This window comes from Sphingopyxis granuli NBRC 100800, from assembly GCF_001591045.1.
Taxonomy (GTDB): domain Bacteria; phylum Pseudomonadota; class Alphaproteobacteria; order Sphingomonadales; family Sphingomonadaceae; genus Sphingopyxis; species Sphingopyxis granuli.
In genome coordinates this window covers 1-21,859 of the sequence record NZ_BCUA01000027.1, presented here as the reverse complement: position 1 = coordinate 21,859, position 21,859 = coordinate 1, and the positions used below count along the sequence as shown (strand labels likewise).

At 68.4% G+C, this 21,859-nt stretch carries 21 protein-coding genes and 1 pseudogene; 10 read left to right on the top strand and 12 right to left on the bottom strand.

The genetic code is table 11. From position 1 onward, the window contains the following. Positions 1–32 precede the first annotated feature (32 nt). Positions 33–464 (bottom strand): RrF2 family transcriptional regulator, encoded by a 432-nt coding sequence (locus SGR02S_RS08520; RefSeq protein WP_067108021.1) that lies wholly within the window; start codon positions 462–464, stop codon positions 33–35. Between the two features lie 96 nt (positions 465–560). Between SGR02S_RS08520 and SGR02S_RS08515 the strand changes: the two genes are divergently transcribed. From SGR02S_RS08515 to SGR02S_RS08500, 4 genes are all read left to right on the top strand, one after another. Continuing rightward, on the top strand, positions 561–1,052 hold the full coding sequence (locus tag SGR02S_RS08515) for a group III truncated hemoglobin (RefSeq protein ID WP_067108018.1): 492 nt from the start codon (positions 561–563) through the stop codon (positions 1,050–1,052). Further along, positions 1,033–1,458 carry a hypothetical protein gene (locus SGR02S_RS20245; protein WP_067108015.1) on the top strand — a complete coding sequence of 142 codons (426 nt, stop codon included), beginning with the start codon at positions 1,033–1,035 and terminating at the stop codon, positions 1,456–1,458. Before SGR02S_RS08515 ends, SGR02S_RS20245 begins: the two co-directional genes overlap by 20 nt. A gap of 2 nt (positions 1,459–1,460) precedes the next feature. Further along, positions 1,461–1,772 (top strand): TehB-like domain-containing protein, encoded by a 312-nt coding sequence (locus SGR02S_RS20240; protein ID WP_067108012.1) that lies wholly within the window; start codon positions 1,461–1,463, stop codon positions 1,770–1,772. A 63-nt stretch (positions 1,773–1,835) separates the two neighbouring features. Further along, complete coding sequence (locus tag SGR02S_RS08500; RefSeq protein ID WP_067108009.1) at positions 1,836–3,260, top strand: WS/DGAT/MGAT family O-acyltransferase; 1,425 nt, start codon at positions 1,836–1,838, stop codon at positions 3,258–3,260. A 34-nt stretch (positions 3,261–3,294) separates the two neighbouring features. Here the strand turns inward: SGR02S_RS08500 and rbfA are convergent, their stop codons facing one another. The 6 genes from rbfA to rimP are packed head-to-tail and all read right to left on the bottom strand — an operon-like array spanning position 3,295 to position 9,591. Continuing rightward, positions 3,295–3,696 (bottom strand): 30S ribosome-binding factor RbfA, encoded by a 402-nt coding sequence (gene rbfA / locus SGR02S_RS08495; RefSeq protein WP_067108006.1) that lies wholly within the window; start codon positions 3,694–3,696, stop codon positions 3,295–3,297. Then, complete coding sequence (locus tag SGR02S_RS08490; RefSeq protein ID WP_067108002.1) at positions 3,686–4,105, bottom strand: PaaI family thioesterase; 420 nt, start codon at positions 4,103–4,105, stop codon at positions 3,686–3,688. Before SGR02S_RS08490 ends, rbfA begins: the two co-directional genes overlap by 11 nt. A 12-nt stretch (positions 4,106–4,117) precedes the next feature. Next, on the bottom strand, positions 4,118–6,649 hold the full coding sequence (gene infB / locus SGR02S_RS08485; RefSeq protein ID WP_067107999.1) for a translation initiation factor IF-2: 2,532 nt from the start codon (positions 6,647–6,649) through the stop codon (positions 4,118–4,120). Positions 6,650–6,666: 17 nt separating this feature from the next. Beyond that, positions 6,667–7,425, bottom strand: coding sequence for a DUF448 domain-containing protein (locus SGR02S_RS08480; RefSeq protein ID WP_067107997.1), 759 nt, complete (start codon positions 7,423–7,425; stop codon positions 6,667–6,669). Next, on the bottom strand, positions 7,406–9,046 hold the full coding sequence (gene nusA / locus SGR02S_RS08475; protein WP_067107994.1) for a transcription termination factor NusA: 1,641 nt from the start codon (positions 9,044–9,046) through the stop codon (positions 7,406–7,408). The genes SGR02S_RS08480 and nusA overlap by 20 nt, the downstream gene beginning before the upstream one ends. Then, positions 9,046–9,591, bottom strand: coding sequence for a ribosome maturation protein RimP (gene rimP, locus SGR02S_RS08470; RefSeq protein WP_067107991.1), 546 nt, complete (start codon positions 9,589–9,591; stop codon positions 9,046–9,048). The genes nusA and rimP overlap by 1 nt, the downstream gene beginning before the upstream one ends. 198 nt (positions 9,592–9,789) lie before the next feature. Here rimP and SGR02S_RS08465 point away from each other — a divergent pair, with 198 nt between their 5' ends. The 6 genes and pseudogenes from SGR02S_RS08465 to SGR02S_RS08440 form a co-directional block, all read left to right on the top strand. After that, entirely contained in the window at positions 9,790–10,065 is a 276-nt protein-coding gene (locus SGR02S_RS08465) for a metal/formaldehyde-sensitive transcriptional repressor (RefSeq protein WP_067107987.1), read from the top strand. A gap of 12 nt (positions 10,066–10,077) precedes the next feature. Beyond that, positions 10,078–11,016: a CDF family Co(II)/Ni(II) efflux transporter DmeF gene (dmeF, locus tag SGR02S_RS08460; RefSeq protein WP_067107985.1), complete on the top strand. Its 939-nt coding sequence runs from the start codon at positions 10,078–10,080 to the stop codon at positions 11,014–11,016. Between the two features lie 81 nt (positions 11,017–11,097). Further along, complete coding sequence (locus tag SGR02S_RS08455; RefSeq protein ID WP_067107982.1) at positions 11,098–12,924, top strand: gamma-glutamyltransferase family protein; 1,827 nt, start codon at positions 11,098–11,100, stop codon at positions 12,922–12,924. A gap of 55 nt (positions 12,925–12,979) precedes the next feature. After that, the gene (locus SGR02S_RS08450; protein ID WP_067108099.1) at positions 12,980–13,774 is read left to right on the top strand and encodes an ABC transporter ATP-binding protein; all 795 of its coding nucleotides are present in this window, start codon (positions 12,980–12,982) and stop codon (positions 13,772–13,774) included. 222 nt (positions 13,775–13,996) lie between these two features. Beyond that, entirely contained in the window at positions 13,997–15,121 is a 1,125-nt protein-coding gene (locus SGR02S_RS08445; RefSeq protein WP_067108096.1) for a cell wall hydrolase, read from the top strand. A 96-nt stretch (positions 15,122–15,217) separates the two neighbouring features. After that, positions 15,218–15,379, top strand: a pseudogene (locus SGR02S_RS08440) (VOC family protein); the annotation flags it as partial. 61 nt (positions 15,380–15,440) lie between these two features. Here the strand turns inward: SGR02S_RS08440 and SGR02S_RS08435 are convergent. The 5 genes from SGR02S_RS08435 to SGR02S_RS08415 all read right to left on the bottom strand — a co-directional run bounded on the left by SGR02S_RS08435 (position 15,441) and on the right by SGR02S_RS08415 (position 21,657). Next, on the bottom strand, positions 15,441–17,165 hold the full coding sequence (locus SGR02S_RS08435; protein WP_104959811.1) for an ATP-binding protein: 1,725 nt from the start codon (positions 17,163–17,165) through the stop codon (positions 15,441–15,443). Between the two features lie 85 nt (positions 17,166–17,250). Then, on the bottom strand, positions 17,251–18,024 hold the full coding sequence (locus tag SGR02S_RS08430) for a TIGR02186 family protein (RefSeq protein ID WP_067107980.1): 774 nt from the start codon (positions 18,022–18,024) through the stop codon (positions 17,251–17,253). Continuing rightward, positions 18,021–18,929: a sulfite exporter TauE/SafE family protein gene (locus tag SGR02S_RS08425; RefSeq protein ID WP_067107977.1), complete on the bottom strand. Its 909-nt coding sequence runs from the start codon at positions 18,927–18,929 to the stop codon at positions 18,021–18,023. The genes SGR02S_RS08430 and SGR02S_RS08425 overlap by 4 nt, the downstream gene beginning before the upstream one ends. 101 nt (positions 18,930–19,030) lie before the next feature. Then, complete coding sequence (locus tag SGR02S_RS08420; RefSeq protein WP_156483014.1) at positions 19,031–20,215, bottom strand: hypothetical protein; 1,185 nt, start codon at positions 20,213–20,215, stop codon at positions 19,031–19,033. Then, positions 20,212–21,657 carry a glycosyl transferase family protein gene (locus SGR02S_RS08415; protein ID WP_082797040.1) on the bottom strand — a complete coding sequence of 482 codons (1,446 nt, stop codon included), beginning with the start codon at positions 21,655–21,657 and terminating at the stop codon, positions 20,212–20,214. The genes SGR02S_RS08420 and SGR02S_RS08415 overlap by 4 nt, the downstream gene beginning before the upstream one ends. Positions 21,658–21,859: the final 202 nt, after the last annotated feature.

Genomic DNA, 21,859 nt, shown 5'->3' with positions numbered 1-21,859 from the left:
GTTATCGCGTGCGCGGCGCGGCGCAACGGGAATCAGGCGACGCCGAGCAGCGCGCGGAACCGCGATGGCTGCGGCACCAGGTCGGTGAGCGTATAGCCGTCGAGATGCGCCAGGAATGCCGCCAGCGCTCCGCCAAGCGCATTCTGCAGGCCGCACCCCCCGCACACCGGGCAGGTCGAGGTCGCGGGGTCCATGCATTCGACCAGCCCCTCCAGATTTTCGAACTGGCGGACGACCGTGCCGACTCCGACGTCATCGGCCCCGCGCGCGAGCGTCAGCCCGCCGCCGCGCCCACGCTGCGCGCTGACATAGCCGAGCGCCTGCAGCCGCTGCGCGACCTTTGCGAGATGGTTGCGCGAAATGCCGTACTGGCCCGCGATCTCCTCGACCGACATCTGGCGCCCGGTGGCGGCGAGCGCCATCAGGATGCGCAGGGCGTAGTCGCTGTGCAGGCTCAGTCGCATGAATTAGGTATATTGAATATTGCTTTTCCGCTCAAGGTCGCTAAACAGGTATTTCAAATACTCAATTAGATCGAACCTCAGGATTTCGAACGAGCCATGGCAACGAGAACGGTGCAGGCCCACCCGCATGCGATCGCGGCGCGCGAGGAACGGCGCGCCGAGGCGCTTGCGATGGGAATCGATGAACCCTTCATCGCCGATCTGGTCGATCGCTTCTATGCCTCGGTGCGCGAGGATGCGGTGCTGGGCCCGATCTTCGACGCGCAGATTTCCGACTGGCCCGCGCATCTCGGCCAGATGAACCGCTTCTGGCAGTCGGTCCTGCTCAGCGCCGGCAATTTCACCGGCAACCCGATGATGAAGCATCTCGCGATCCCGACGATCGCACAGGAGCATTTCCAGCAGTGGCTCGCGCTCTTCTACCGGACGCTGCACGCGATCGCGCCGACCCCCGAAGCGGCCCGCCACATCGGCGGCAAGGCGCGGATGATCGCCGAGAGCCTGCTCACCGGCATCTGGGTCCATCGCGACCGAGAAGACCCGCTCGCCAAGAAAGTGGAACTGCCCCATGTCTCATCCGTCCTCTGACCTGCCTGCGGCATCGCAGCCGCCCTACATCGCCAACGACCCGCACGAGACGAGCGGGGTCCAGGCCGGCTTCCAGCTTCCGCGCTGGATATGGCATTCGATGTTCGCCTTCTACGCGATCTTCTTTATCGCCGTTGCCGCGGCGACGGGGCGCGACACCGCAACGGTGATGATGCTCGTCATCTCGCTGCTCTACATGCTGATGTTCTTCGGCACTGCTGGCCTCCTCCACAAGCAGAAGGGACGCGAGCACGACTCGCCGCTCGACCGCACCGGCGGCCTGCTCGAAACCTGGACGGGGCCGATGGACACGCGCACCGTCGCCGCGCAGATCCTCGCGGTTCCGGCGGGCTTCGCCTTCCTCGGCATCGTCGTCTTCCTCGCTCGCGCCTCGGCCGGTTTCTGATCGTGGCGCCGATCGCGGAGCGCGGGCCGCCGCGTCCCTCCGGCGCCCGCGCGTATCGCACCATCGGGCCGTTCGGGGCCGATACCATTCCCATCGGTTTGCTCAGCCGCCATACGCTCAAGGAAGGGGCCTGGGGTTTGCTGTCGGTCATCGCCGGATCGATCCGTTTCCATTGGGACGACGAAGCCGGGGGCCATCGCCTGCTGAAATCCGGCGACACCATGCTGATCCCCCCGCGTGTTCCGCATCATCTGGAACGGCGCGGGTCGGTGACGATCGAAATCGCCTTTTGCGCTGCCGCGTCCGCGGCTTGACTCGCCGCCATCGCCTGTCATGCTGCGCACAAAAGATGCAGCATGTTGGGGAGAGAGCTGCCTATGCGTCTGATGCCGATCAGCGATGCGATGTTCCTGGTGGGGGAAAGTCGCGAGATGCCGATGCATATCGGCGGCATCAACCTCTATACATTGCCCGATGACGTCGACGAGACCGATTGGCTGAACGAGCAGCTCGCGCTGCTGCGACAGCCGGAGGGCCTCCGGCGGCCGTTCAGCGAGGTGCTGAAGCTGACGCCGCTCGGCCAATATGGCCCGATCCGGCTCGAACCCGACCGCGACATCGACATGCACTATCACGTCCGCGCCGCGGCGCTGCCCAGGCCGGGGCGCTATCGCGAGATGTTCGAGCTCGCTTCGCGCCTCCATTCGGGGCTGCTCGACCGCACCCGCCCCCTGTGGGAGATGACGCTGATCTCGGGCCTGCCGAACCGGCAGATCGCGACCTTCAAGAAAATCCACCACGCGCTGATGGACGGCGCGGCGAGCATCCATTTCTACAATTCGATGCTGACTCCCGACCCGAACGAGCGGCGCACCGCGTCGCCGCTGTCGGTCGAGGCCTATGAAGCCTATAAGCGCAAATTCCCGATGCCGAAGAAGCCGCCGCGGCCCAGCCTGACCGACGTCACCGCGATCGGCGATTTCCTGAAGGAACAATGGGGCAACAGCGTCGGGGTGACCAAAGCGCTCAACCAATATGTCGCCGCGATGTTCGGCATCGGCGGCGACGGCCTCGCCACGCCTTTCGCCGGCGTCCCGCGCACCAGCTTCAACCGTAACATCACCGGTGCGCGGCGCTTCGTCGCGCAGAGCTGGTCGCTCGACCGGGTGCGCGCGCTGGGCAAGGCCTATGACGGAACGATCAACGACGCGGTGCTCGGCATGTGCGCGGGGGCGATGCGCAAATATCTCCAGTCGCTGAACGAGCTTCCTGACAAACCGCTGAAAGCGATGGCGCCGGTGTCGATCCGCCCCAAGGACGACATCGATTCGGGCAATTCGGTCGCCTCGGTCACCGCCAATCTGGCGACGCACATCGACGACCCCGCGGCGCGGATGGCGGCGATTCAGGAATCGATGAATTCGGCGAAGGCCCAGCTTCGCGCGATGACCGCGGCGCAGATCCAGCTCTATACCGCGATCACCAGCTTTCCGATGATGCTGACCGCGCTGACGCGCACAGCCGACAAATTCCCCGCCTACTCCGCGACCATCTCCAACGTGCCGGGGCCGCGCGAGCAGATGTACTGGAACGGCGCGCGGCTCGACGGCATGTATCCCGCGAGCATCCCGGTCGACGGCATGGCGATGAACATCACCCAGGTGTCGAATTTCAGGAATATCGACTTCGGCATCACCGCCTGCCGCCGCAGCGTCCCGCACGCGCAGCGGATGATCGACTATCTGGAAGAGGCGCTGGTTGAACTGGAGGAAGCGGCAGGAATCCGGAAGGGGAAGAAATAGCCTTCGCCCCCAACCTTCGCGGAGACGGCGGTGGTTATTCGGCCTCGGACTCGCCCAGATCGCGCGCCACCTTCGGGTCGCGCAGCAGCTTGTCGATGTGGCTCGCCTCGTCGAAGCTTTCGTCGGGCAGGAATTTCAGCTTCGCGGCATATTTCATGCGGATGCGGTGCGCGACCTCGCGCTGGAGATAGGCGGTGTTGGTGCGCAGCGCCCGCAGCACCGCCTCTTCGTCGCGGCCGAGCAGCGGCTTCACGAACACCGTGGCATGGCGCAGGTCGGGCGACATGCGCACTTCGGTGATGCTCACCGGATGGCTCGCGAGCAAATCGTCGTGCACGTCGCCGCGCTGAAGGATTTCGCTGAGCACATGCCGCACCTGCTCGCCGACGCGCAGCACGCGGACCGAAGAACCGGACGGGGCTTCGCTATGACGCATTTCGATCAAATTCCATGATGCGCGCGCTCGACGTCGCGCGGGCCAGAAGCTCGCCCTTCTCGTCGAAGAGTTCGGCTTCCAGAAAAGCGACCGATCGGCCGCGACCGACGACGCGCCCCTTGCCGATGACCCGGCCGGGCATCACCGGCTTGAGGAAGCTGACATTGAGGTCGATCGACGCCGGAACCTCGGTGCCGCCGGTCATGCTGACCAGCGCCGGTCCCATCGTGTCGTCGAGCATCGCCGCGACGAAGCCGCCCTGCACCGTCCCGCGCGGGTTGAGCATCTGCGCGGTCGGGTGAAAGGCGATCTCGATCCGCCCCTCGCCCGGATAGTCCGCGATCAGTTCCCAACCGAGAAGCTGCGCGCAGGGCGGCGCCGGAAACCGGCTGAAAAAACTCTCAGCCATGGGTCGGTCCCCTTACAGCGTCCGTTCGCGTTCCTCGACCTCGAAGACTTCGAGGTGATCGCCCGGCTTGATGTCGTTAGTGTCGGCCAGCACCACGCCGCACTCCAGGCCGGCGCGCACTTCGGCGACGTCGTCCTTGAACCGGCGCAGCGAGGCGATCGTCGTCGCCGAGACGATGACGTCTTCGCGGGTGAGACGCGCGTGGAGCCCCTTGCGGATGCTGCCTTCGAGCACCAGCAGGCCCGCCGCCTTGTCGCGCTTGCCGGCCGGGAAGACTTCCTTGACCTCGGCGCGGCCGACGACGGTCTCGACGCGTTCGGGACCCAGCTCGCCCGCCATCTCCTTCGCGACTTCCTCGGTCAGGTGATAGATGACGTCATAGTAGAGGAAGCGCACCTTCTCGCGGTTCGCGATCTCGCGCGCCTTGGCGTTCGGACGGACGTTGAAGCCGATGATCGGCGCGCCGGTCGAGGCGGCGAGCGTCACGTCGCTTTCGGTGATCGCGCCGGCACCCGAATGGAGCACCCGGACGCGAATCTCGTCGGTCGACAGCTTGTTGAGCGCGTTGACGATCGCCTCGACGCTGCCCTGCACGTCGGCCTTGATGACCACCGGATATTCGATGACCTTGGCCTTGTCGGCGAGCGCCGAGAACATGCCTTCAAGGCTGACCGGCGCCTGCGCGGTCCGCTTGCGGAGCGCCTGTTCCTGGCGATAGGCGGCGACCTCGCGAGCGCGTGCCTCATTCTCGACCACGGTCAGCGTGTCGCCCGCCATCGGGACGCCGCCGAGGCCGAGGACCTCGACCGGCATCGACGGGCCGGCCTGCTTGATCTGCTTGCCATGATCGTCGACCAGCGCGCGGACGCGGCCGCTTTCGGCGCCGCAGACGAACACGTCGCCGACCTTGAGCGTGCCGCGGCGAACGAGCACCGTCGCGACCGGGCCGCGCCCCTTGTCGAGCTTCGCCTCAACCACCGTGCCCTCTGCAGCGCGGTCGGGGTTCGCCTTCAGCTCCATGATCTCGGCCTGCAGCGCGATCGCGTCGAGCAGCTTGTCGAGATTGATCTTCTTGAGGGCCGACACCTCGACGTTCTGGACGTCGCCGCCCATTTCCTCGACCACCAGCTCATGCTCGAGCAGGCGCTCGCGCACGCGCTGGGGATTGGCGCCGTCCTTGTCGATCTTGTTGATCGCGACGATGATCGGCACTCCGGCCGCCTTCGCATGGTTGATCGCCTCGATCGACTGCGGCTTGAGCCCGTCGTCGGCGGCAACCACCAGGATGACGATGTCGGTGATGTTCGCTCCGCGCGCGCGCATCTCGGTAAAGGCCTCGTGGCCCGGCGTGTCGAGGAAGGTGACCATCGACCCGTCGGGGGTCTTCACCTGATAGGCGCCGATATGCTGGGTGATGCCGCCGGCCTCGCCCGCCTGCACGTTCGCGCCGCGCAGCGCGTCGAGCAGGCTCGTCTTGCCGTGATCGACGTGGCCCATGATCGTCACCACCGGTGCGCGCGCCTTCATCTGCTCGGGCGAATCGACATCCTCTTCGGTGCGGATGTCGACATCGGCCTCGCTGACGCGCTTGATCTCGTGCCCGAACTCGGTGACGAGCAGTTCGGCGGTGTCCTGGTCGATCGTCTGGTTGACCGTGACCATCATGCCCATCTTGAACAGCGCCTTGACGAGGTCGGCACCCTTTTCGGCCATGCGGTTGGCAAGTTCCTGCACCGTGATCGTATCGGGCACGACGACTTCGCGGACCTGCTTCTCGCGCGGCCCGGAGGACGGCCTCATGTGCGCGCGCTTTTCCTTCTCGCGGGCGCGCTTGAGCGCCGCGAGGCTGCGCGCGCGCGCGCCCTCGTCGTCGTTGAGCGCGCGGGTGACGGTCAGCTTGCCCGACTGGCGGCGGTGGTCGCCGCGACGCTCGGTCTTAGGCTCGGGGCGCTTCGGCTCCGGACGCTTGGTCTCGACCGGCGTGAAGCGGCGCGGCGCTGGAGCGCTCGCGGGCGCGGCGCGGGGGGCTTCCTCCGCCTTCGCAGCGGGCGCGGGCGCCGCTGGCGCCTCCTCGGCCGGCGCCGGCGCCGGTTCGGCGGTCTCCACGGCTTCGGCGGCCTTCGCCTTTTCCTCGCGCGCCTCGACGCGGGCCTTTTCCTCCTCGATCGCGCGGGCGCGCGCAGCTTCTTCGCGGTGACGCGCGTCCTCGAGCGCCGCGAGGCGCGCCTCTTCGGCCTCGCGCAGCAGCTGCGCCTGGCGCTCCTGGCGCGTCATCAGGCTGTCGACCTTCGACGCGGCGGGCTTGGGCGCCGGGGCGGGCGCGGCGGGCTTGGGCGCGGGAGCCGGAGCGGCCTTCGCCTCTTCGACCTCGGGCGCCGGAGCGGCTTCGCCCGGACGACCGATCACGCGGCGGCGCTTCACCTCGACCACCACCGTGTTGCGGCGGCCGTGGCTGAACTGCTGCTGCACCTGTCCGGCCTCGACCGTCCGCTTGAGCCCAAGCGGCTTGCGGGTCAGAGTCGGCTTGTCCTGTTCGTCACTCATCGAAACGTCATATTCCTTCAAAAGGCGTCCGAAACGGCAGAATCCGTCGACGCCGCCCCAGCCCCCGCATCGCGGGAATCCGCATCCGGGCCGCGGTTCGCCGCGTCCCTAAACCATCCGGTGAAAAACTGCCAGCGGCTCAAATGCGCCAGCACCCGGTCCGCGGCGCGGGCGTCGGTCAACGCCAGATGCACCGCATTGTCGCGCCCCAATGCCATAGATAGGGCGTCCCGGTCCACCGGCAAGACCATACCCTGCCGGCCCGAGCCTTCGTCGTCGGTGCCGACGCGCCATGCCTGCGCCAGTTTGCGGCGCCCGTCCTCGCCGGCATCGCGGGCGTGGAGCAGCAGGCGCACCTGCCCGCGCCGCGCCGCTTCCTCGATACGCTCGCTGCCGAGGATCAGCGTGCCCGCGCGCGCTTCGAGCCCCAACCGGTCGAGCGCCGCGCGGCGAAGCTGCGCCTCGATCCGCGCACCGAGATCGTCGGGGATCGTGAAATCCTTCGCATGCAGCGCCCGCGCGAGCCCGCCCCGGAGCTTGCCCTTCGCCTGCGCGGTTTCGAGCTCGGCGCGTGGCACGCCGATCCACGCGCCGCGTCCCGGTGCCTTGCCCAGCACGTCGGGCGCGATGACGCCGTCGGGCCCGAGCGCAAGGCGCACGAGCCCTTCAGCCGGCGCCACCGCGCCGGTCACCACACAGCGCCGCTCGGGCGCATGGTCGCCGCGCCTGCCCGCGCGGTCGGTTCGGCCTAGCTGATCATTGCGCGGGGTCCGCATCGGCGGCCTCCCCGGCTTGCGACGCGACTTCCGCCTCAGGCGCCGGCTCGTCGTCGAACCAGTGCGCGCGCGCCGCCATGATGATCTCGTTGCCCTGCTCTTCCGACAGGCCGTATTCGCCGAGAACGCCGCCGCGATCCTCTGCGCGCTCGGCGCGCTCGCGCGACGGGCCGCGCCGGTTGTCGCTGCGCTTCTTCGCGATCAGTTCGTCGGTCGCGAGGTCGGCGAGGTCGTCGAGCGTCTTGATCCCCGCCTTGCCGAGCGTGACGAGCATCGCCTCGGTCAGGTGCGGAATCTCGGCCAGCGCATCCTCGACGCCGAGTTCGCGGCGTTCGGCGCGCGCGGCCTCCTCGCGGCGTTCGAGCGCCTCGGTCGCGCGGCTCTGCAATTCCTCGGCCAGTTCCTCGTCGAAACCCTCGATGCCCGCCAGTTCCTCGAGCGGAACATAGGCGACCTCTTCGAGTTCTCCGAAGCCCTCGGCAACGAGGAGCTGCGCGAGCGTCTCGTCGACGTCGAGTTCTTCCTGGAACATCGTCGAGCGCTCGATGAACTCGCGCTGGCGCTTCTCGCTCGCGTCGGCCTCGGTCATGATGTCGATCTGCTTGGCGGTGAGCTGGCTCGCGAGACGGACGTTCTGGCCGCGCCGCCCGATGGCGAGCGAAAGCTGGTCGTCGGGAACGACGACCTCGATACGGCCGTCGTCCTCGTCGATCACGACGCGCTGCACCGTCGCGGGCTGGAGCGCATTGACGACGAAGGTCGCGGTGTCCTCCGACCAGGGAATGATGTCGATCTTCTCGCCCTGCATCTCCTGCACCACCGCCTGGACGCGGCTGCCCTTCATGCCGACACAGGCGCCGACAGGGTCGATGCTGCCGTCGTAGCTGATGACGCCGATCTTGGCGCGGCTGCCCGGATCGCGCGCCGCTGCCTTGATCTCGATGATGCCGTCGTAGATTTCGGGGACTTCCTGCGCGAACAGCTTCTTCATGAAGTCGGGGTGCGCGCGGGACAGGAAAATCTGCGGCCCGCGGTTCTCGCGGCGCACCGACAGGATCAGCGCGCGGACGCGGTCGCCGACGCGCATCAGTTCGCGCGGGATCTGCTGGTCGCGGCGGATCACGCCCTCGGCGCGACCGAGGTTGACGACGATGTGGCCGAACTCGACCGACTTGACGACGCCGGTGATGATCTCGCCCGCGCGGTCCTTGAACTCTTCATACTGGCGCTCGCGGTCGGCTTCGCGCACCTTCTGGAAGATGACCTGCTTCGCCGACTGCGCGTCGATGCGGCCAAGGTCGACCGCGGGCAGCGGATCGACGATGAAGTCGCCGATCTTCGCATCCTTCTGAAGCTTCTGCGCGGCGGCAAGGTCGACCTGCTTGAAATAGTCGTCGACCGTCTCGACCACCTCGACGACGCGCCACAGACGAAGATCGCCGGTCTGCGGGTCGAGCTTGGCACGAATGTCGTTCTCGGCGCCGTAGCGGGCGCGCGCAGCACGCTGGATCGCTTCCTCGATCGCCTCGATGACGATCCCCTTGTCAATCATCTTCTCGCTGGCGACGCTGTTGGCGATCGCAAGCAGTTCGGCCTTATTGGCGGAAATGGCAGTGGCCATCAGTCCTGTCCTTCTTCTTCCATTTCGTCGGCGCCCTCGGTCGAGAGCGGAACGGTTGCGGCAATCAATCTGTCGGTGAGTACCAGCTTCGCCGTGTCGATCGCGTCGAACGGCAGGCGATGCTCGATCTCTTCCTTGTCCACTATCGTCACGACATCGCCGTCGATGCCGATCAGCGTACCGTTGAAGCGCTGGCGCCCGTCGCGCTTTTCCTTGAGCGCGATCTTCGCTTCGTGCCCCGCCCAGTCGGCGAAGTCGGCGGGTCGCGTCAGCGGCCGGTCGATGCCGGGCGACGAGACCTCGAGCCGATAGGCGCCGTCGATCGGGTCCTTCCCCGCTTCTTCCAGCGCGTCGAGCCGGTCGGAAATGCGGCGCGACAGGTCAGCGCAGTCATCAATGGTGAGCTGGCGCGTGTCGGGCCGCTCGGCCATCACCTGCAGCGTCGGGTCGCTATCGCCCCCGAAGAAGGCGACGCGCACCAGCGCGAGGCCCATCGCCTCGGCTTCGGGCGCGATGATCGCGTTGAGGGCGTCGAAATCGACCAACTGATGATCCCAAACCGGACGACCGGAAAACCCATGCGGGAAAAGCCGCCGCGGCCCGCGGCCCCGACGTCCCAACTGGCTAACCATGTCAAGAAGTGCGCTGCATATAGGCGCGTTGCGAAGAGTCGGCAAGGGGGAATGAAAAGGGACGCCGTTCCCACTTGCCACATCTACCCCCATAGGATAGCCTCCTATCCTATGGGGCATATGGCCGCAAACAGGGATCAGCTTCTCGCGCGCACCCGGCGCATCGCCGGACAGGTGGCCGCGATCGAGCGAGCGATAGCGAACGAGGCGGGCTGTGCAGCGATCCTGCACCAGGTTGCCGGCGTGCGCGGCGCGGTGGCGGGACTGATGGACGAACTGATCGCGGACCATCTGCAATCGCACGTCGTCGCGCCCGGCCTTTCCGATGCCGAGCGCGCGCAGGGCGGCGAAGAACTGCTCGCGGCGATCCGCCGCTACGCCCGATAGGGAGCGCGCCGCATGTCGCTCGACAGCGAAATCGACACGCTCACGCACAATCATGTCTATCTGGGCGCGCGGCACGACGAAAATGCCCGCCGCACCCTGTGGGTCGTGCTGCTGACCGCGGCGATGATGGTGGCGGAGATCGCCGCGGGGCTCGCCTTCGATTCGATGGCGCTGCTCGCCGATGGCTTTCACATGGCGACCCATGCCGGCGCGCTGGGCATCGCGGCGCTCGCCTACGCCTATGCGAAGCGCCATGCGACGAGCGGCCGCTACAGCTTCGGCACCGGCAAGGTCGGCGACCTCGCAGGTTTCGCCTCAGCGCTCGTGCTCGGGATCGTCGCGATCGGCATCGCGTGGGAATCGCTGACGCGGCTGGTCGACCCGCGCCCGGTGGCCTTCGTCGAGGCAGCCGTGGTCGCCGCGATCGGCCTGGCGGTGAACATCATCAGCGCGCTGCTGCTCGGCCATGGCCATGACCATCATCATGACGAGCACGCGCATGATGGGCATGCGCATGGTGAAAGCGAGCCCCACGACCACGACAATAATCTGCGGTCGGCCTATCTGCACGTGCTCGCCGACGCCCTGACCTCGGTGCTCGCGATCGTGGCGCTGCTCGGTGGGCGCTATCTCGGCTGGGCGTGGCTCGACCCGGCGGTCGGGATCGCCGGATCGATCGTCATCGCCGTCTGGTCGTGGTCGCTGATGCGCGACACGGCCTCTGTGCTGCTCGACGCTACCGACCCGGCGCTGGAAGCGGAAATCCGCCGGCATGTCGAAGGTCCGGGCGACGCGCGCATCATCGACCTGCACGTCTGGCGGCTCGGTCCCGCGGCGCACGGCGCGATCATCAGCGCGGAAGGGATCGATCGCGACACCGTCCACGCGCGCGTCCGTCCGGTGCACGAAATCGCGCATCTGACGATCGAGATACGGCCAACGCAGGGCTGAGCGATCCGCCGGGCGGACATTCGCACCTTGCCATCACCCACCGACGGCGCAACAAAGCCTTTTTTTTCGAGGGGATTGTCCATGCGCCGTCGCACGCTTCTCGCCGCCGCCCCCGCGGTGGCCTTCCTGCCCACGGCAGGCACCGCCCAGCCCGCGAAGAAGGATGCGCCGCCGCTGCCGCCCGCGTGGGACGCGGGCGCGGACCGCTTCGTGCGCCCGGATGTCGGCGGCGGCGACCGGCCGGTCGGGGCGAGCTTCGCTTCACGCACCGCCGCCTATGGTCTCAGCGGCGCGGTCGGCACCGCGCATCCGCTGGCGACGCAGGCGGGGATCGACATATTGAAGCGCGGCGGGTCGGCGGTCGATGCCGCGATCGCGATCAACGCCTGCCTCGGCCTGCTCGAACCGACCGCGAACGGCATCGGCGGCGATGCCTATGCGATGATCTGGGACCCCGGGCAGCGCAAACTCGTCGGGCTCGCGGGTTCGGGGAAGAGCCCGCGCGGGCTCGACCTCGCGACGGTGCGCGCGCGGGCGAAGCAGGGCGCCCTGCCCGCCTATGGCGCGATCAGCGTTTCGGTGCCCGGCGCGGTCGACGCCTGGTGGACGATGCACCAGCGCTACGGAAAGCTGCCGTGGAAGGAACTGTTCGAGCCGGTGATCGCCCACGCTGAGGCGGGGGCGCCGGTGCCCGACATGATCGCCTGGTACATCCGCCGCAGCCTGGCCGGTTTCCGCCAGCCGGGACGCGGGATCGAGGAGATCGACAATGCGATGCGCACCTATGGCATGGCCGACGGCAAGGGGCCGGCGGCGGGTCAGGTATTCCGCAACCCCGACCTTGCGCGCACCTTCCGCCTGATCGCCGAGGGCGGACGCGACGTCTTCTACGAGGGCAAGATCGCACGCACGATCGATGCCTATTTCCGGCGCATCGGCGGCTGGCTGCGCCGCGAGGATCTGGCGGCGCACCGGTCCGAATGGATCGAACCGCACCGCACCAGCTATCGCGGCACCGACGTCTATGCGCTCGGCGCCAACACGCAGGGGATCGCGACGCTGCAGATGCTCAACATCCTCGAACATTTCGACCTGAAGGGCGCCGGATTCCAGTCGCCGCTGTCGATCCACCTCCAGGCCCAGGCGAAGCGCCTCGCCTATGAGGATCGCGCGCGATATTATGCCGACCCGCATTTCGCCGAGGTGCCGGTCGAATGGCTGGTGTCGAAGGATTATGCCGCCGAGCGCGCGAAGCTGATCCGCCCCGACCGCATTCTGTCGCCGGTCCGCCCCGGCCAGGCGCCGAGCCACGGCGACACCACCTATTTCAGTTGCGCCGACAAGGACGGGATGATGGTGTCGATGATCCAGTCTAACTTCCGCGGCATGGGGTCGGGGCTGGTCGCCGACGGGCTGGGCTTCATGTTCCAGGACCGTGGCCAGCTCTTCACTCTGCAGGACGGGCATCCCAACATCTATGCCCCCGGCAAGCGGCCCTTCCAGACGATCATCCCCGGTTTCGCCGCGCACGGCGACACGCCGTGGATGAGCTTCGGCGTGATGGGCGGCGACATGCAGCCGCAGGGGCAGACGCAGATCGTCGTCAACCGCGTCGACTATGGGCTCGAAATCCAGGCGGCGGGCGATTCGCCGCGCTGGCACCATGAGGGATCGTCGCAGTCGATGGGCGAGGATGCCGAGGGGCTGGGACCGAACGGACTGCTGCGCCTCGAAAGTGGCGTGCCCACGGCGACGCGCGCGCGGCTGGCGGAGATCGGCTGGACGATCGGCGAGCCCGACGGCGGGTTCGGTCGCTATCAATGCGTCGAGCATCGCATGGACGGCGACACGCGCGTCTATGCCGCCGCGAGCGAGATGCGCGCCGACGGCTGTGCGCTGGCCTATTGACGGCGGCGGCATTTTTGCTTGCCCCGATGCGCCCCGCCATGCTGTGGGGCGCGCGATGACCATCGACCCGCCCCTGCTCGACCTTGCCGATGTCCGCGTCATCGCCGACGAGACGTGCATCCTCGACCTGCCCGCGCTGACCATCGGCGCGGGCGAGAATGCCGCGATCCTCGGCGCCAACGGGTCGGGCAAGTCGACGCTGGTCAAGCTGATCGCGCGCCAGCTCTATCCGCATTACGGCGCGCAGGTCCGCATCTTCGGGCAGGAAAGCTGGAACGTCTTCGACCTGCGGAAGCTGCTCGGTATCGTGTCGGGTGCGATGCAGCTCGATTTCGACGCCGACCCGCCGCTCGAAACACTCGACTGCGTCGTCTCGGGTTTCTTCGCCTCGCGCGGGCTGTGGGCGCACCAGCATTATACGCAGGCGATGATCGACGCCGCGCGCGCCGCGCTCGAAGAGGTCGGGGCGAGCCATCTGATCGGGCGCAGCATGGCGAGCCTGTCGACGGGCGAGGCGCGGCGCGTGCTGATCGCTCGCGCGCTCGCGCATCGGCCGCGCGCGCTGCTGCTCGACGAGCCCTGCGCCGGGCTGGACCCCGCATCGCGCCACCATTTCCTCGCCATGCTGCGCGACGTCGCGCGCGGCGGCACCACGCTGCTGCTGATCACCCATCATATCGAGGAGATATTGCCCGAGATCGACCGCATCGTGATGCTGCGCGGCGGCCGGCTCCACCGCGACGGCGCCAAGGCCGAGTTGCTGACCGGCGAGGCGCTGACCGGCCTGTTCGGGCTGCCCATGACCGTGCGGGCGCGCGGCGAATGGTTCGACGCCGCCATCGAGGCGTAACCGTTGGGGCCGCGCGATAGCGCGATAGCGCGATAGCGCGATAACCCCCGAGGCGCGCCGATTTGACAATCGCGCCGTTTCGCCCCATCCGCCGCGCCTGTCCCGCTGCGGGACATGCGGATCGTGCCGCAACACTTTGTTCGCACCTCACGGCATAAGGCGGATCGAATTGTCCCGCACGAATCGGTCGGGCGGAAGCCGAATCGGATGATTGACGCGCGCATGAAGCCCGAATTGCACCTGACGGCTCGGTCGGCCTGGCTCGACCCCGCGGCGGCAAGGCCCGCCGGGCCGGGGCGCAATTTCTGGGCAGCGCTGGTCGCAGCGGTGATCGTTGCCAGCCTCGCGCTCGCGCTGTCGAGCGGCGCGGCGCGCGCACCCGGCTTCGGCCCGCACCGCATCACCGTGCCGCTTGATTTCAAGCCCTACGACCCGACGCGCTGGGCGGTGATGAATGCCGGCATTTATGCCGACGCGCTGAAGATCGACCCGACGCTGCCCGATCCCGGCAGCATCGGCTATGCCGACGCCGCCGCGCAGCCGCCGGTCGATCCGGCGACGCTGCGCGACGAGGCGTTCGTCGGGCCGCCCGCGAAAAGCTATGCCTTCAAGGGGCTCACCGCGCTCGACCGCGAGCGCGCGCATTACTGCCTGACCGCCGCCGTCTATTATGAGGCGGCGTCCGAAAGCGACGACGGGATGCGCGGCGTCGCGCAGGTCGTGCTCAACCGCGCCCGGCACCCCAGCTTTCCCAACACGATCTGCGGCGTCGTCTTCCAAGGATCGCAGCGCCCCGGCGTATGCCAGTTCACCTTCGCCTGCGACGGCGCGATGGCGCGCGCGCCGGACAAGGCGATATGGCTGCGCGCGAGCCGCATCGCCTCGGCCGCGCTCGGCGGCTCGGTCTATCCGGGCGTCGGGCTGGCCACCCACTATCACACCACCGCCATCTGGCCGCGCTGGGGCAAGAGCCTGGTTATGACCAACATCGTCGGCGCGCATATCTTCCATCGCTGGCGCGGGCGCTGGGGGATGCCGGACGCCTTTCGCGCGCCCTATCTGGGCCATGAGCCGGTGCCCGGCCCCTATCTGCCCGTTGCCGGTCAGCTCGCCGCGTTGCGCGGCGGCGGGGCGGCGGCGGGGCTGCCGCCGATCGACGGCGCGATCCTGCCTGCGCCGCTGCCGGGCGGCGCCGCGGCCCCGATGCCGCAGGCGATGGCGCAGACCGGCACCGCCGCCGCGACGCCGACGCCAAGCGCACCGCCCCCGGCCTACACCGACCCGCGGCTCAACCAGTCGGGCCAGATCCGCGAGGAGTTCCGCAAGAGCGGAGAGTGGATTCGGTAGAGCGGCGGAGGTATCGTCCGGCCGACACGGCAGGGAGGCTGGACATGGGACATGTGAAAGGCATCGGCGGGCTGTTCTTCCGCGCCCGCGACCCAGATGCGCGTCGACGATCTCGACGCCGTGCTCGCGCCGTTCCGCGCCGCGGGCGAGGCCATCGTCACCAAAGCCGAATGGGACGACCCGGCCGTCGGCCGCTTCGCCCGGGTGCACGACCCGGAGGGCAACCCGATCGAGTTATGGGAGCCGCCGGCGGGCTGAACCCAGCCGCCGCGCAGTCATGTGAACCCCTCCCCGCAAGCGTGGAGGATATTCGGAACCCTTAGCGCCCCTGGCTGCGCCAGCGCTTGACGATGCGCTCGACCATCTCGGCCTCGCCGCCGGTTTCGCGCCACAGCTTTGAGAAGAGCGGGTCGCCCGAGGCCGGTCGCTTGTCCTCTTCGAGCGTGTCGAGATGGATGCGGATCGGGATCGACACACCCTCGCCGCAGACGATGCATTCGCGGTTGCGCAGCGCCGGGATCGAATCGATGAAGCCGCGCGATCCTTCAGGCATCGCCGCCTTGACGAAATGCTGGTCGCGCTCGTTGTTGAGGCGCATCGAGATGATCGTGCCGCACTGCGACAGCACGCCCTCGGCCAGATCCGACGGGCGCTGGGTGATCAGGCCCAGCGACACGCCGTATTTGCGGCCTTCCTTGGCGATCCGCTCGAGGATCTTGCGCACCGCCTGCCCCTGGCCGACGTCCTTGGCCGGAATATAGCGGTGCGCCTCTTCGCAGACGAGCAGGATCGGGCGCTGCGGTTCGCCACGCGACCAGATCGCATAGTCGAACGTCAGGCGCGAGAGCACCGCGACGACGACGCCGGTGATATCCGAGGGCACCCCCGACACGTCGATGATCGAGATCGGCCGCCCGTCCGACGGCAGCCGGAATATCTTGCCGATGAAGTTCGCCATCGTGTCGGCGACGAGCATGCCCGAGAACATGAAATTATAGCGCGGATCGGCGCGCATCTCCTCGATCTTGCCCTTGATCCGCATGAAGGGCGCCGATGATGTCGCCTTGTCGAGCTTGCCCATCTCGTTGGTCAGGATGCTGAGCAGGTCGGACAGCAGGTAGGGGATCGGCGAATCGACGGTGATCTTCGTCATGCCTTCTGCCAGGCGGTTCTTCATCCGCGCCTGAAGCAGGCATTTGGCGAGCACGTCGCAATCGCCCTGCCGGTCGCGGCCCTCGCTGGTGACGAAGACCTCGCAATGCTCCTCGAAGTTCATCAGCCAATAGGGCATGGCAAGGTTGTCGACATCGAACAGCGCGCCGGTGCCCTTGAAAGCCGCCGAATATTCGCCGTGCGGGTCGACCATTACGATATGACCCTGCGGCGCGAGTTCGCAGATGCGGTGGAGGATCAGCGCGGCGCTGGTCGACTTGCCGGTGCCGGTCGACCCGAGCAGCGCGAAATGCTTGCCGAGCATCGCGTCGACATAGAGCGAACCGCGGATGTCGCGCGTCGGATAGACGGTGCCGATCTCGACATGCGCGCGCTCGTCGGCGGCGTATATCTGCTTCAGGTCGGCGTTGGTCGCGGCATAAACCTGGCTGCCGGGGATCGGATAGCGCGTCACGCCGCGGCGGAAATTATGGATGCGGCCGGTGATCTTCTCCTCGTCGCCCTCGCCGAGGAAGTCGATCGACGCGACGATCAGGCCCTGCCCGCTGTCATGAAGCTGCTGGTCGCGGATGCTGGCGAGCAGCCACACATTGCCGACGCGAACCTTGACCTGCGCGCCGACCTGCCCTGCCATCGCGAGGGCGGGGTCGGGGGAATTGGCGAGTTTTGCGAGGGTCGTGGCGTCGAGGAGGATGCGTGAGGCCGAACCCGCGATGTCGATGACCTCGCCGATCAGCAGGTCGTCGCGATGCGGCGCCGCGACGGGCGCGGGCGCAGCGGCGGAGGCCGCCACGGTGCCGCCGCCGGCCAGCCGGACGTGTTGCACCGCCGTCGAATCCGCGGCCGGAAAGCCGCTGCCCTGCATATCCATCAATCGCCCCGCCTGCTCTGGTCTGTCCCGTGGGCGATTATCGCATCGGATCGTAAAGAAAGCGCTTATGCCGCGCGCACCGCCGTCAGCGGCGCCGGAAGAGCGCCGAGGCGCCGTAGCCGAGCACGAGCGACAACAGCACCGCGCTCAATCCATAGAGAAAACCGTGCCGCTGCGCCGCGAGCGCGACGAATCGCTCGAAGCCCGCCTTGCGGATCTGCACGTCGCGCGAGGCGACCGCGAGCACCCGACCCTTGCTGATCAGATAGGTCTCGGCGCGATAGGTGCCGACGGGCACGCGCGCGGGCAGCGGGATGCGCGCGCGGTAGAGCACGCCCTCGGTGATCTCGACCGCCCGGGGGTTCTGGTAGAAGAGACCCTGGCGCGTGTAGAGGTCGATCAGACCGTTCTCGAAGCGTTCGAGCTTGCGCGATTCCGAAAAGCCGGTCGGCGACATCGACAGGTTGCTGAGCCCGAGTTCGAAGATCGCCGCGGTGCGCTCGTCGACCAGTTGCTCGATCGGGCGCGACGAGCCGATCGCGTAGAAACCCGGCGAGGTGCGCAGGCGGATGCTGTTCGCATTGACCCACATGCCGGCGACGCGCCGCTTCTCGCGCAGCACGATCGGGCGCACCGGCCCTTTCAGCACGACGACGATGTCGGCGCGGTCGTCGGGCAGGCGCTGCCCCGGATAGAGGATCGCGCCGAACAGCAGCAGTTCCTCGCCGGTGAAGCTGTACTGAATCTCGATCGCGCGGCTCGACACGTCGGGAACAAGGCGCGGGTCGGCGGCGTGCGCAGCGCCGCCCAGCCCTGCCGCCAGCGCCAGCCAGAGCAGAAAGGCGGCAAGCCGCCTCATTGCACCGTGTAGATTTCGTCGGGACGGATGAACAGGCCGACCGCCATCTGGACCGCGACGAGCAGCACGATGACCGCGAGCGCGAGGCGCAGATATTCGGGCCGCGCCTTTTGCGCGAAGCGCGCGCCGACCTGCGCGCCGGTGACGCTGCCGAGCAGCAGCAGCCCGGCGAGCACGATGTCGACCGCGCCGGTGGTCATCGCATGGACCATCGTCGTGGCGATCGTCACGAACAGAATCTGGAACAGCGAGGTGCCGACGACGACCTGTGTCCCCATGCCGAGCAGATAGAGCATCGCGGGGACGAGGATGAAGCCGCCGCCGACCCCCAGCAGCATGGTGAGGATGCCGACCGCCATGCCGAGCAGCAGCGGCGCGAGCGGCGAGATATAGAGACCCGAGCGATAGAAGCGCCAGCGCATCGGCAGGTTGGCGACCATCGGATGATGGCGCCGCTTGCGCGCCGGCGGCGGCAGGCCCGCCTGCATCGAGCGCAGCGTTCCCCACGCCTCGCGCCCCATCAGCGCACCGACGGTGCCGAGCAGGCCGACATAGAGGATCGAGATCGCCGTATCGATCTGCCCGAGCGCCGCGAGCAGTTCGAACAGCCCGGCGCCGATCAGCGAGCCGAGCAGCCCCCCGGCGACGAGCACCGACCCCATGCGCAGATCGACCGCATCGCGATCGAGATAGGCCATCACCCCCGACACGCTGGCCCCCGTCACCTGCGTCGCGGCCGAGGCCACCGCAACCGTCGGCGGAATGCCATAGAAGATCAGCAGCGGCGTGGTCAGGAAACCGCCGCCGACGCCGAACATCCCCGACAGCAGGCCGACGCCGCCGCCGAGCAGGACGATCACCAGCGCGTTGACCGACAGATTGGCGACGGGAAGATAAAGATCCATGGAACCCTGAACGATGGCCGAGCCCCGAACGGGGCCGATTCCGGCACCCTAGACCATTTTTCGGAGCCGGGGAATCGGCTGTGCGGCGAATGCGGAGAATTTCAGAAATCGGTCGCCAGCGTCAGCGCCAGTCCGCTTTCGGGGCGCGCTTCGCCCGCGATGCGCTGGCGCCAGTCGAGCGCCAACCGGCTGCCCTCGCCGACGCGGGGCAGGCGCAGCGTCAGCCGCGGCCCGACATCGACCCGACCCGCGCCGGGCTGGACCGCGGCCGCCGCGAGCGCGCCGATCCGCAACCGGCCGGCGCCGTCCGCGCCGAAGCCGCGATCGATCGCCACCGCACCGTCGGCAAAGGCGTCGCGTCGCTGCGCCCCGACGACCCCGGCCTGGCCATAGGCTTCGAGGCGGAAGCCTTTCGCCAGCGGCACGTCGCCGATCCCGCCGCTGACGAAAGCGGCGAGCGCGGTCCGGCCTTCGCGGCCGATGGCGACGCGCTGCTCGACGGCGAGATCGATCGGCCAGCCCGTCACCGGCGCATGAACGACACCGAACGCCAGCTCGCGCTGCCGCGTCCGTTCGAGCGCGACGATCGCGCGGCCATAGACGCGCGTCCGTCCCGTCGCGCCGAGGCCGTAGGCCAGCCGCGCGCCCGCCTGACTGCCGCCGAGCCCGCCGGCCGCCGCGATTCCGCCCGGCACCGCGCTCGACGCTTCGCGCAGATAGACCCAGCCGCCGAACGACAGGCCCGACAGGTCGCGCTGCATCCAGAAGGGCGCACCGCGCCCCGGATCGGCGTGCCGCGCCGCCGCCCCGGAGGGCCATGGCAGCGATCCGCGCAGCGCCGAGCGCGCCTCTCCGCCGACCGGCGCGGGCAGCGTCCGCGCGATCAGCGCGAGGCGAATTGCATGGCGGTTGGTCCCCCATCCCGCAAAACCCGGCTCGCCGCCGCCCCGGCCGCTGACGGCAGTCGGTTGGCCGACCATCGGGGCGGGCTCGGCGACCGATGCGAAACGCGGCTCGGCGACGGGCACGGCGGCGGCGCGCCGCGGCGGCGCAGGCATCGGCGTCACATCGCTTCGATGCGGAGTGGCGAGCGCGGTATCGCGCCATTGCGGCGCGACGAAGGGCGCCGGCGGCCGCCAGCGATCCGCGCCCGGATCGGACAGCAGCCAGGCCGGATTCCACAGCATCATCGTCCGCAGCGCGATCCAGCCCCCGACGCACAGCGCCAGGAAGCGCAGCGCCGAAGCGTCGCGCCGCGAACGCGGACCGGGCGAGAGCATCATCATGCGATCCGCACCGGCATCGCCAGCGGATCGGCCAGCGGATCGGGTTGGGAGGGCAGCGGCGCTTCGCTATGCCGCGTCTTGTCCCAGACCACCTCGCGCGATCGCAGCATCCGGCCGTAAAGCAGGACCGCTCGGCGCGCGGCGAGCATGGCGACGATATTCGCGACAAAGGCGCGCGGGATCGACAGCATTGCCTCGCGCATCCCGTACCAGCGCGCGGCAAAATGCCCCCGCATCCCGAGCCGCCAGAGCAGCAGCGCGGCATCGACCGCCAGCAGCAGGCGAAAGCCGTCGCCGATCGGCGGCGGTGTCCAGCCGAGCAGCGCCTCGCCGGCCCATACAATCCCCGTCACGACCATGCCGGCATAGGCAGCAAGCAGGATCAGCGCCGCGAGCGGGGCCCGGCGATCGCGCCACAGCATCCAGCGCGCCAGCCACGCGCGCCGCCGGCCGCCGTTTCCGCCGGCCAGCGGCGGCCAGCCGAGATGATCCCAACCGGCGAGCGAAATGCCCGCGACCCAGCGCGCCTTCTGCCGCGCCGCCGCCTCCAATGTCACCGGGAACGCCCCGCGCGAGACCACCGGATCGCCCGGCGCGCGCCACGCCTCGACGAAGGCGGCGGACAGCCCGTAATGGCCGATGAGCATGCCGACCTCATAATCCTCGGTCAGGCTGTCGGCGCGAAACGGCGCGCCGCCGCGGTGGAGCGCGAGCAGCGAAAGCGCGTCGCGGGCGAAGGCGCAACCGACGCCCGCCGCGGGAAGCGGCAGTCCCAGATGCGAGCGGACGCCCAGTTCCTTGCCGTGCGCCTCGGCGAACTCGTCGCCATAATGGCCGCTGACCCACGTCGCGTCCGCGCCTTTCGTCGGCACGACGGGAATCTGGATCATCGCATGATCGGGCAGCCAGTCGCGATAGAGCGCGATCTCGGCCGGGTGGACGCGATCCTCCGCATCGTGGAGGACGACGGCGGCGAAGCGCAGCCCCTCGCGCCGCTCATCCTCGCAAAGCGCATCCCACAGCCGATTGAGATTATCCCCCTTGGTCGTCGGACCGTCGGCGTCGCCGATGACCAGCCGCACCCGCGGGTCGCGCGCCGCGAACGGCGAGGCGGCGAACAGCGTGGCGGCATCGTTGGGATAGCAGCCGACATAGAGGCGGACCGCCTCGCCATCCCAGGCGCGAAGCGCGTGGATCAACGTGTGGGGCAGGACATCGGCCTCGTCCCACGCGGGCACGAAAACCGCGAAGACGCCGCGCAATCGCGGCCCGGCGGGACGGCTCGCCGCGCGACGGGCGATGCTGCGCCGGACCCCGAACCACAGGCCGTCGAACAGCAGATCGTCGAGGCCCATGACGAGGATGCCGACTGCCGCGAAGAGCATCAGTTCGTGGCGGATGCCCTGCACCAGCCATTCGATCCATGCGGCCGCCTGATCCACCGCCGAACTCGCCCCCCTGCGCCGACGTCCATCTCCCGAAGGGTCCATGCCTAGTGCCGGTCACGCATTTGTAAAGCGTGAGGAATGCGGGGTGGTGACTCAGTTTGAAAGCAGGAGCGAGGTTTTGCTTTCTTCGTCACGCCGGACTTGATCGGGATATATACCCTTCAGACAAGTCAGGAACTGTTCCCCGGCGAAAGCC

Excerpts from the sequence above, each read along its gene's own strand:
- SGR02S_RS08520 (WP_067108021.1), bottom strand. The coding sequence starts at position 464 with ATGCGACTGAGCCTGCACAGCGACTACGCCCTGCGCATCCTGATGGCG.
- SGR02S_RS08515 (WP_067108018.1), top strand. The coding sequence starts at position 561 with ATGGCAACGAGAACGGTGCAGGCCCACCCGCATGCGATCGCGGCGCGC.
- SGR02S_RS20245 (WP_067108015.1), top strand. The coding sequence starts at position 1,033 with ATGTCTCATCCGTCCTCTGACCTGCCTGCGGCATCGCAGCCGCCCTAC.
- SGR02S_RS08500 (WP_067108009.1), top strand. The coding sequence starts at position 1,836 with ATGCGTCTGATGCCGATCAGCGATGCGATGTTCCTGGTGGGGGAAAGT.
- rbfA (WP_067108006.1), bottom strand. The coding sequence starts at position 3,696 with ATGCGTCATAGCGAAGCCCCGTCCGGTTCTTCGGTCCGCGTGCTGCGC.
- SGR02S_RS08490 (WP_067108002.1), bottom strand. The coding sequence starts at position 4,105 with ATGGCTGAGAGTTTTTTCAGCCGGTTTCCGGCGCCGCCCTGCGCGCAG.
- infB (WP_067107999.1), bottom strand. The coding sequence starts at position 6,649 with ATGAGTGACGAACAGGACAAGCCGACTCTGACCCGCAAGCCGCTTGGG.
- SGR02S_RS08480 (WP_067107997.1), bottom strand. The coding sequence starts at position 7,425 with ATGCGGACCCCGCGCAATGATCAGCTAGGCCGAACCGACCGCGCGGGC.
- nusA (WP_067107994.1), bottom strand. The coding sequence starts at position 9,046 with ATGGCCACTGCCATTTCCGCCAATAAGGCCGAACTGCTTGCGATCGCC.
- SGR02S_RS08465 (WP_067107987.1), top strand. The coding sequence starts at position 9,790 with ATGGGGCATATGGCCGCAAACAGGGATCAGCTTCTCGCGCGCACCCGG.
- dmeF (WP_067107985.1), top strand. The coding sequence starts at position 10,078 with ATGTCGCTCGACAGCGAAATCGACACGCTCACGCACAATCATGTCTAT.
- SGR02S_RS08455 (WP_067107982.1), top strand. The coding sequence starts at position 11,098 with ATGCGCCGTCGCACGCTTCTCGCCGCCGCCCCCGCGGTGGCCTTCCTG.
- SGR02S_RS08450 (WP_067108099.1), top strand. The coding sequence starts at position 12,980 with ATGACCATCGACCCGCCCCTGCTCGACCTTGCCGATGTCCGCGTCATC.
- SGR02S_RS08445 (WP_067108096.1), top strand. The coding sequence starts at position 13,997 with ATGAAGCCCGAATTGCACCTGACGGCTCGGTCGGCCTGGCTCGACCCC.
- SGR02S_RS08435 (WP_104959811.1), bottom strand. The coding sequence starts at position 17,165 with ATGGATATGCAGGGCAGCGGCTTTCCGGCCGCGGATTCGACGGCGGTG.
- SGR02S_RS08430 (WP_067107980.1), bottom strand. The coding sequence starts at position 18,024 with ATGAGGCGGCTTGCCGCCTTTCTGCTCTGGCTGGCGCTGGCGGCAGGG.
- SGR02S_RS08425 (WP_067107977.1), bottom strand. The coding sequence starts at position 18,929 with ATGGATCTTTATCTTCCCGTCGCCAATCTGTCGGTCAACGCGCTGGTG.
- SGR02S_RS08420 (WP_156483014.1), bottom strand. The coding sequence starts at position 20,215 with ATGATGATGCTCTCGCCCGGTCCGCGTTCGCGGCGCGACGCTTCGGCG.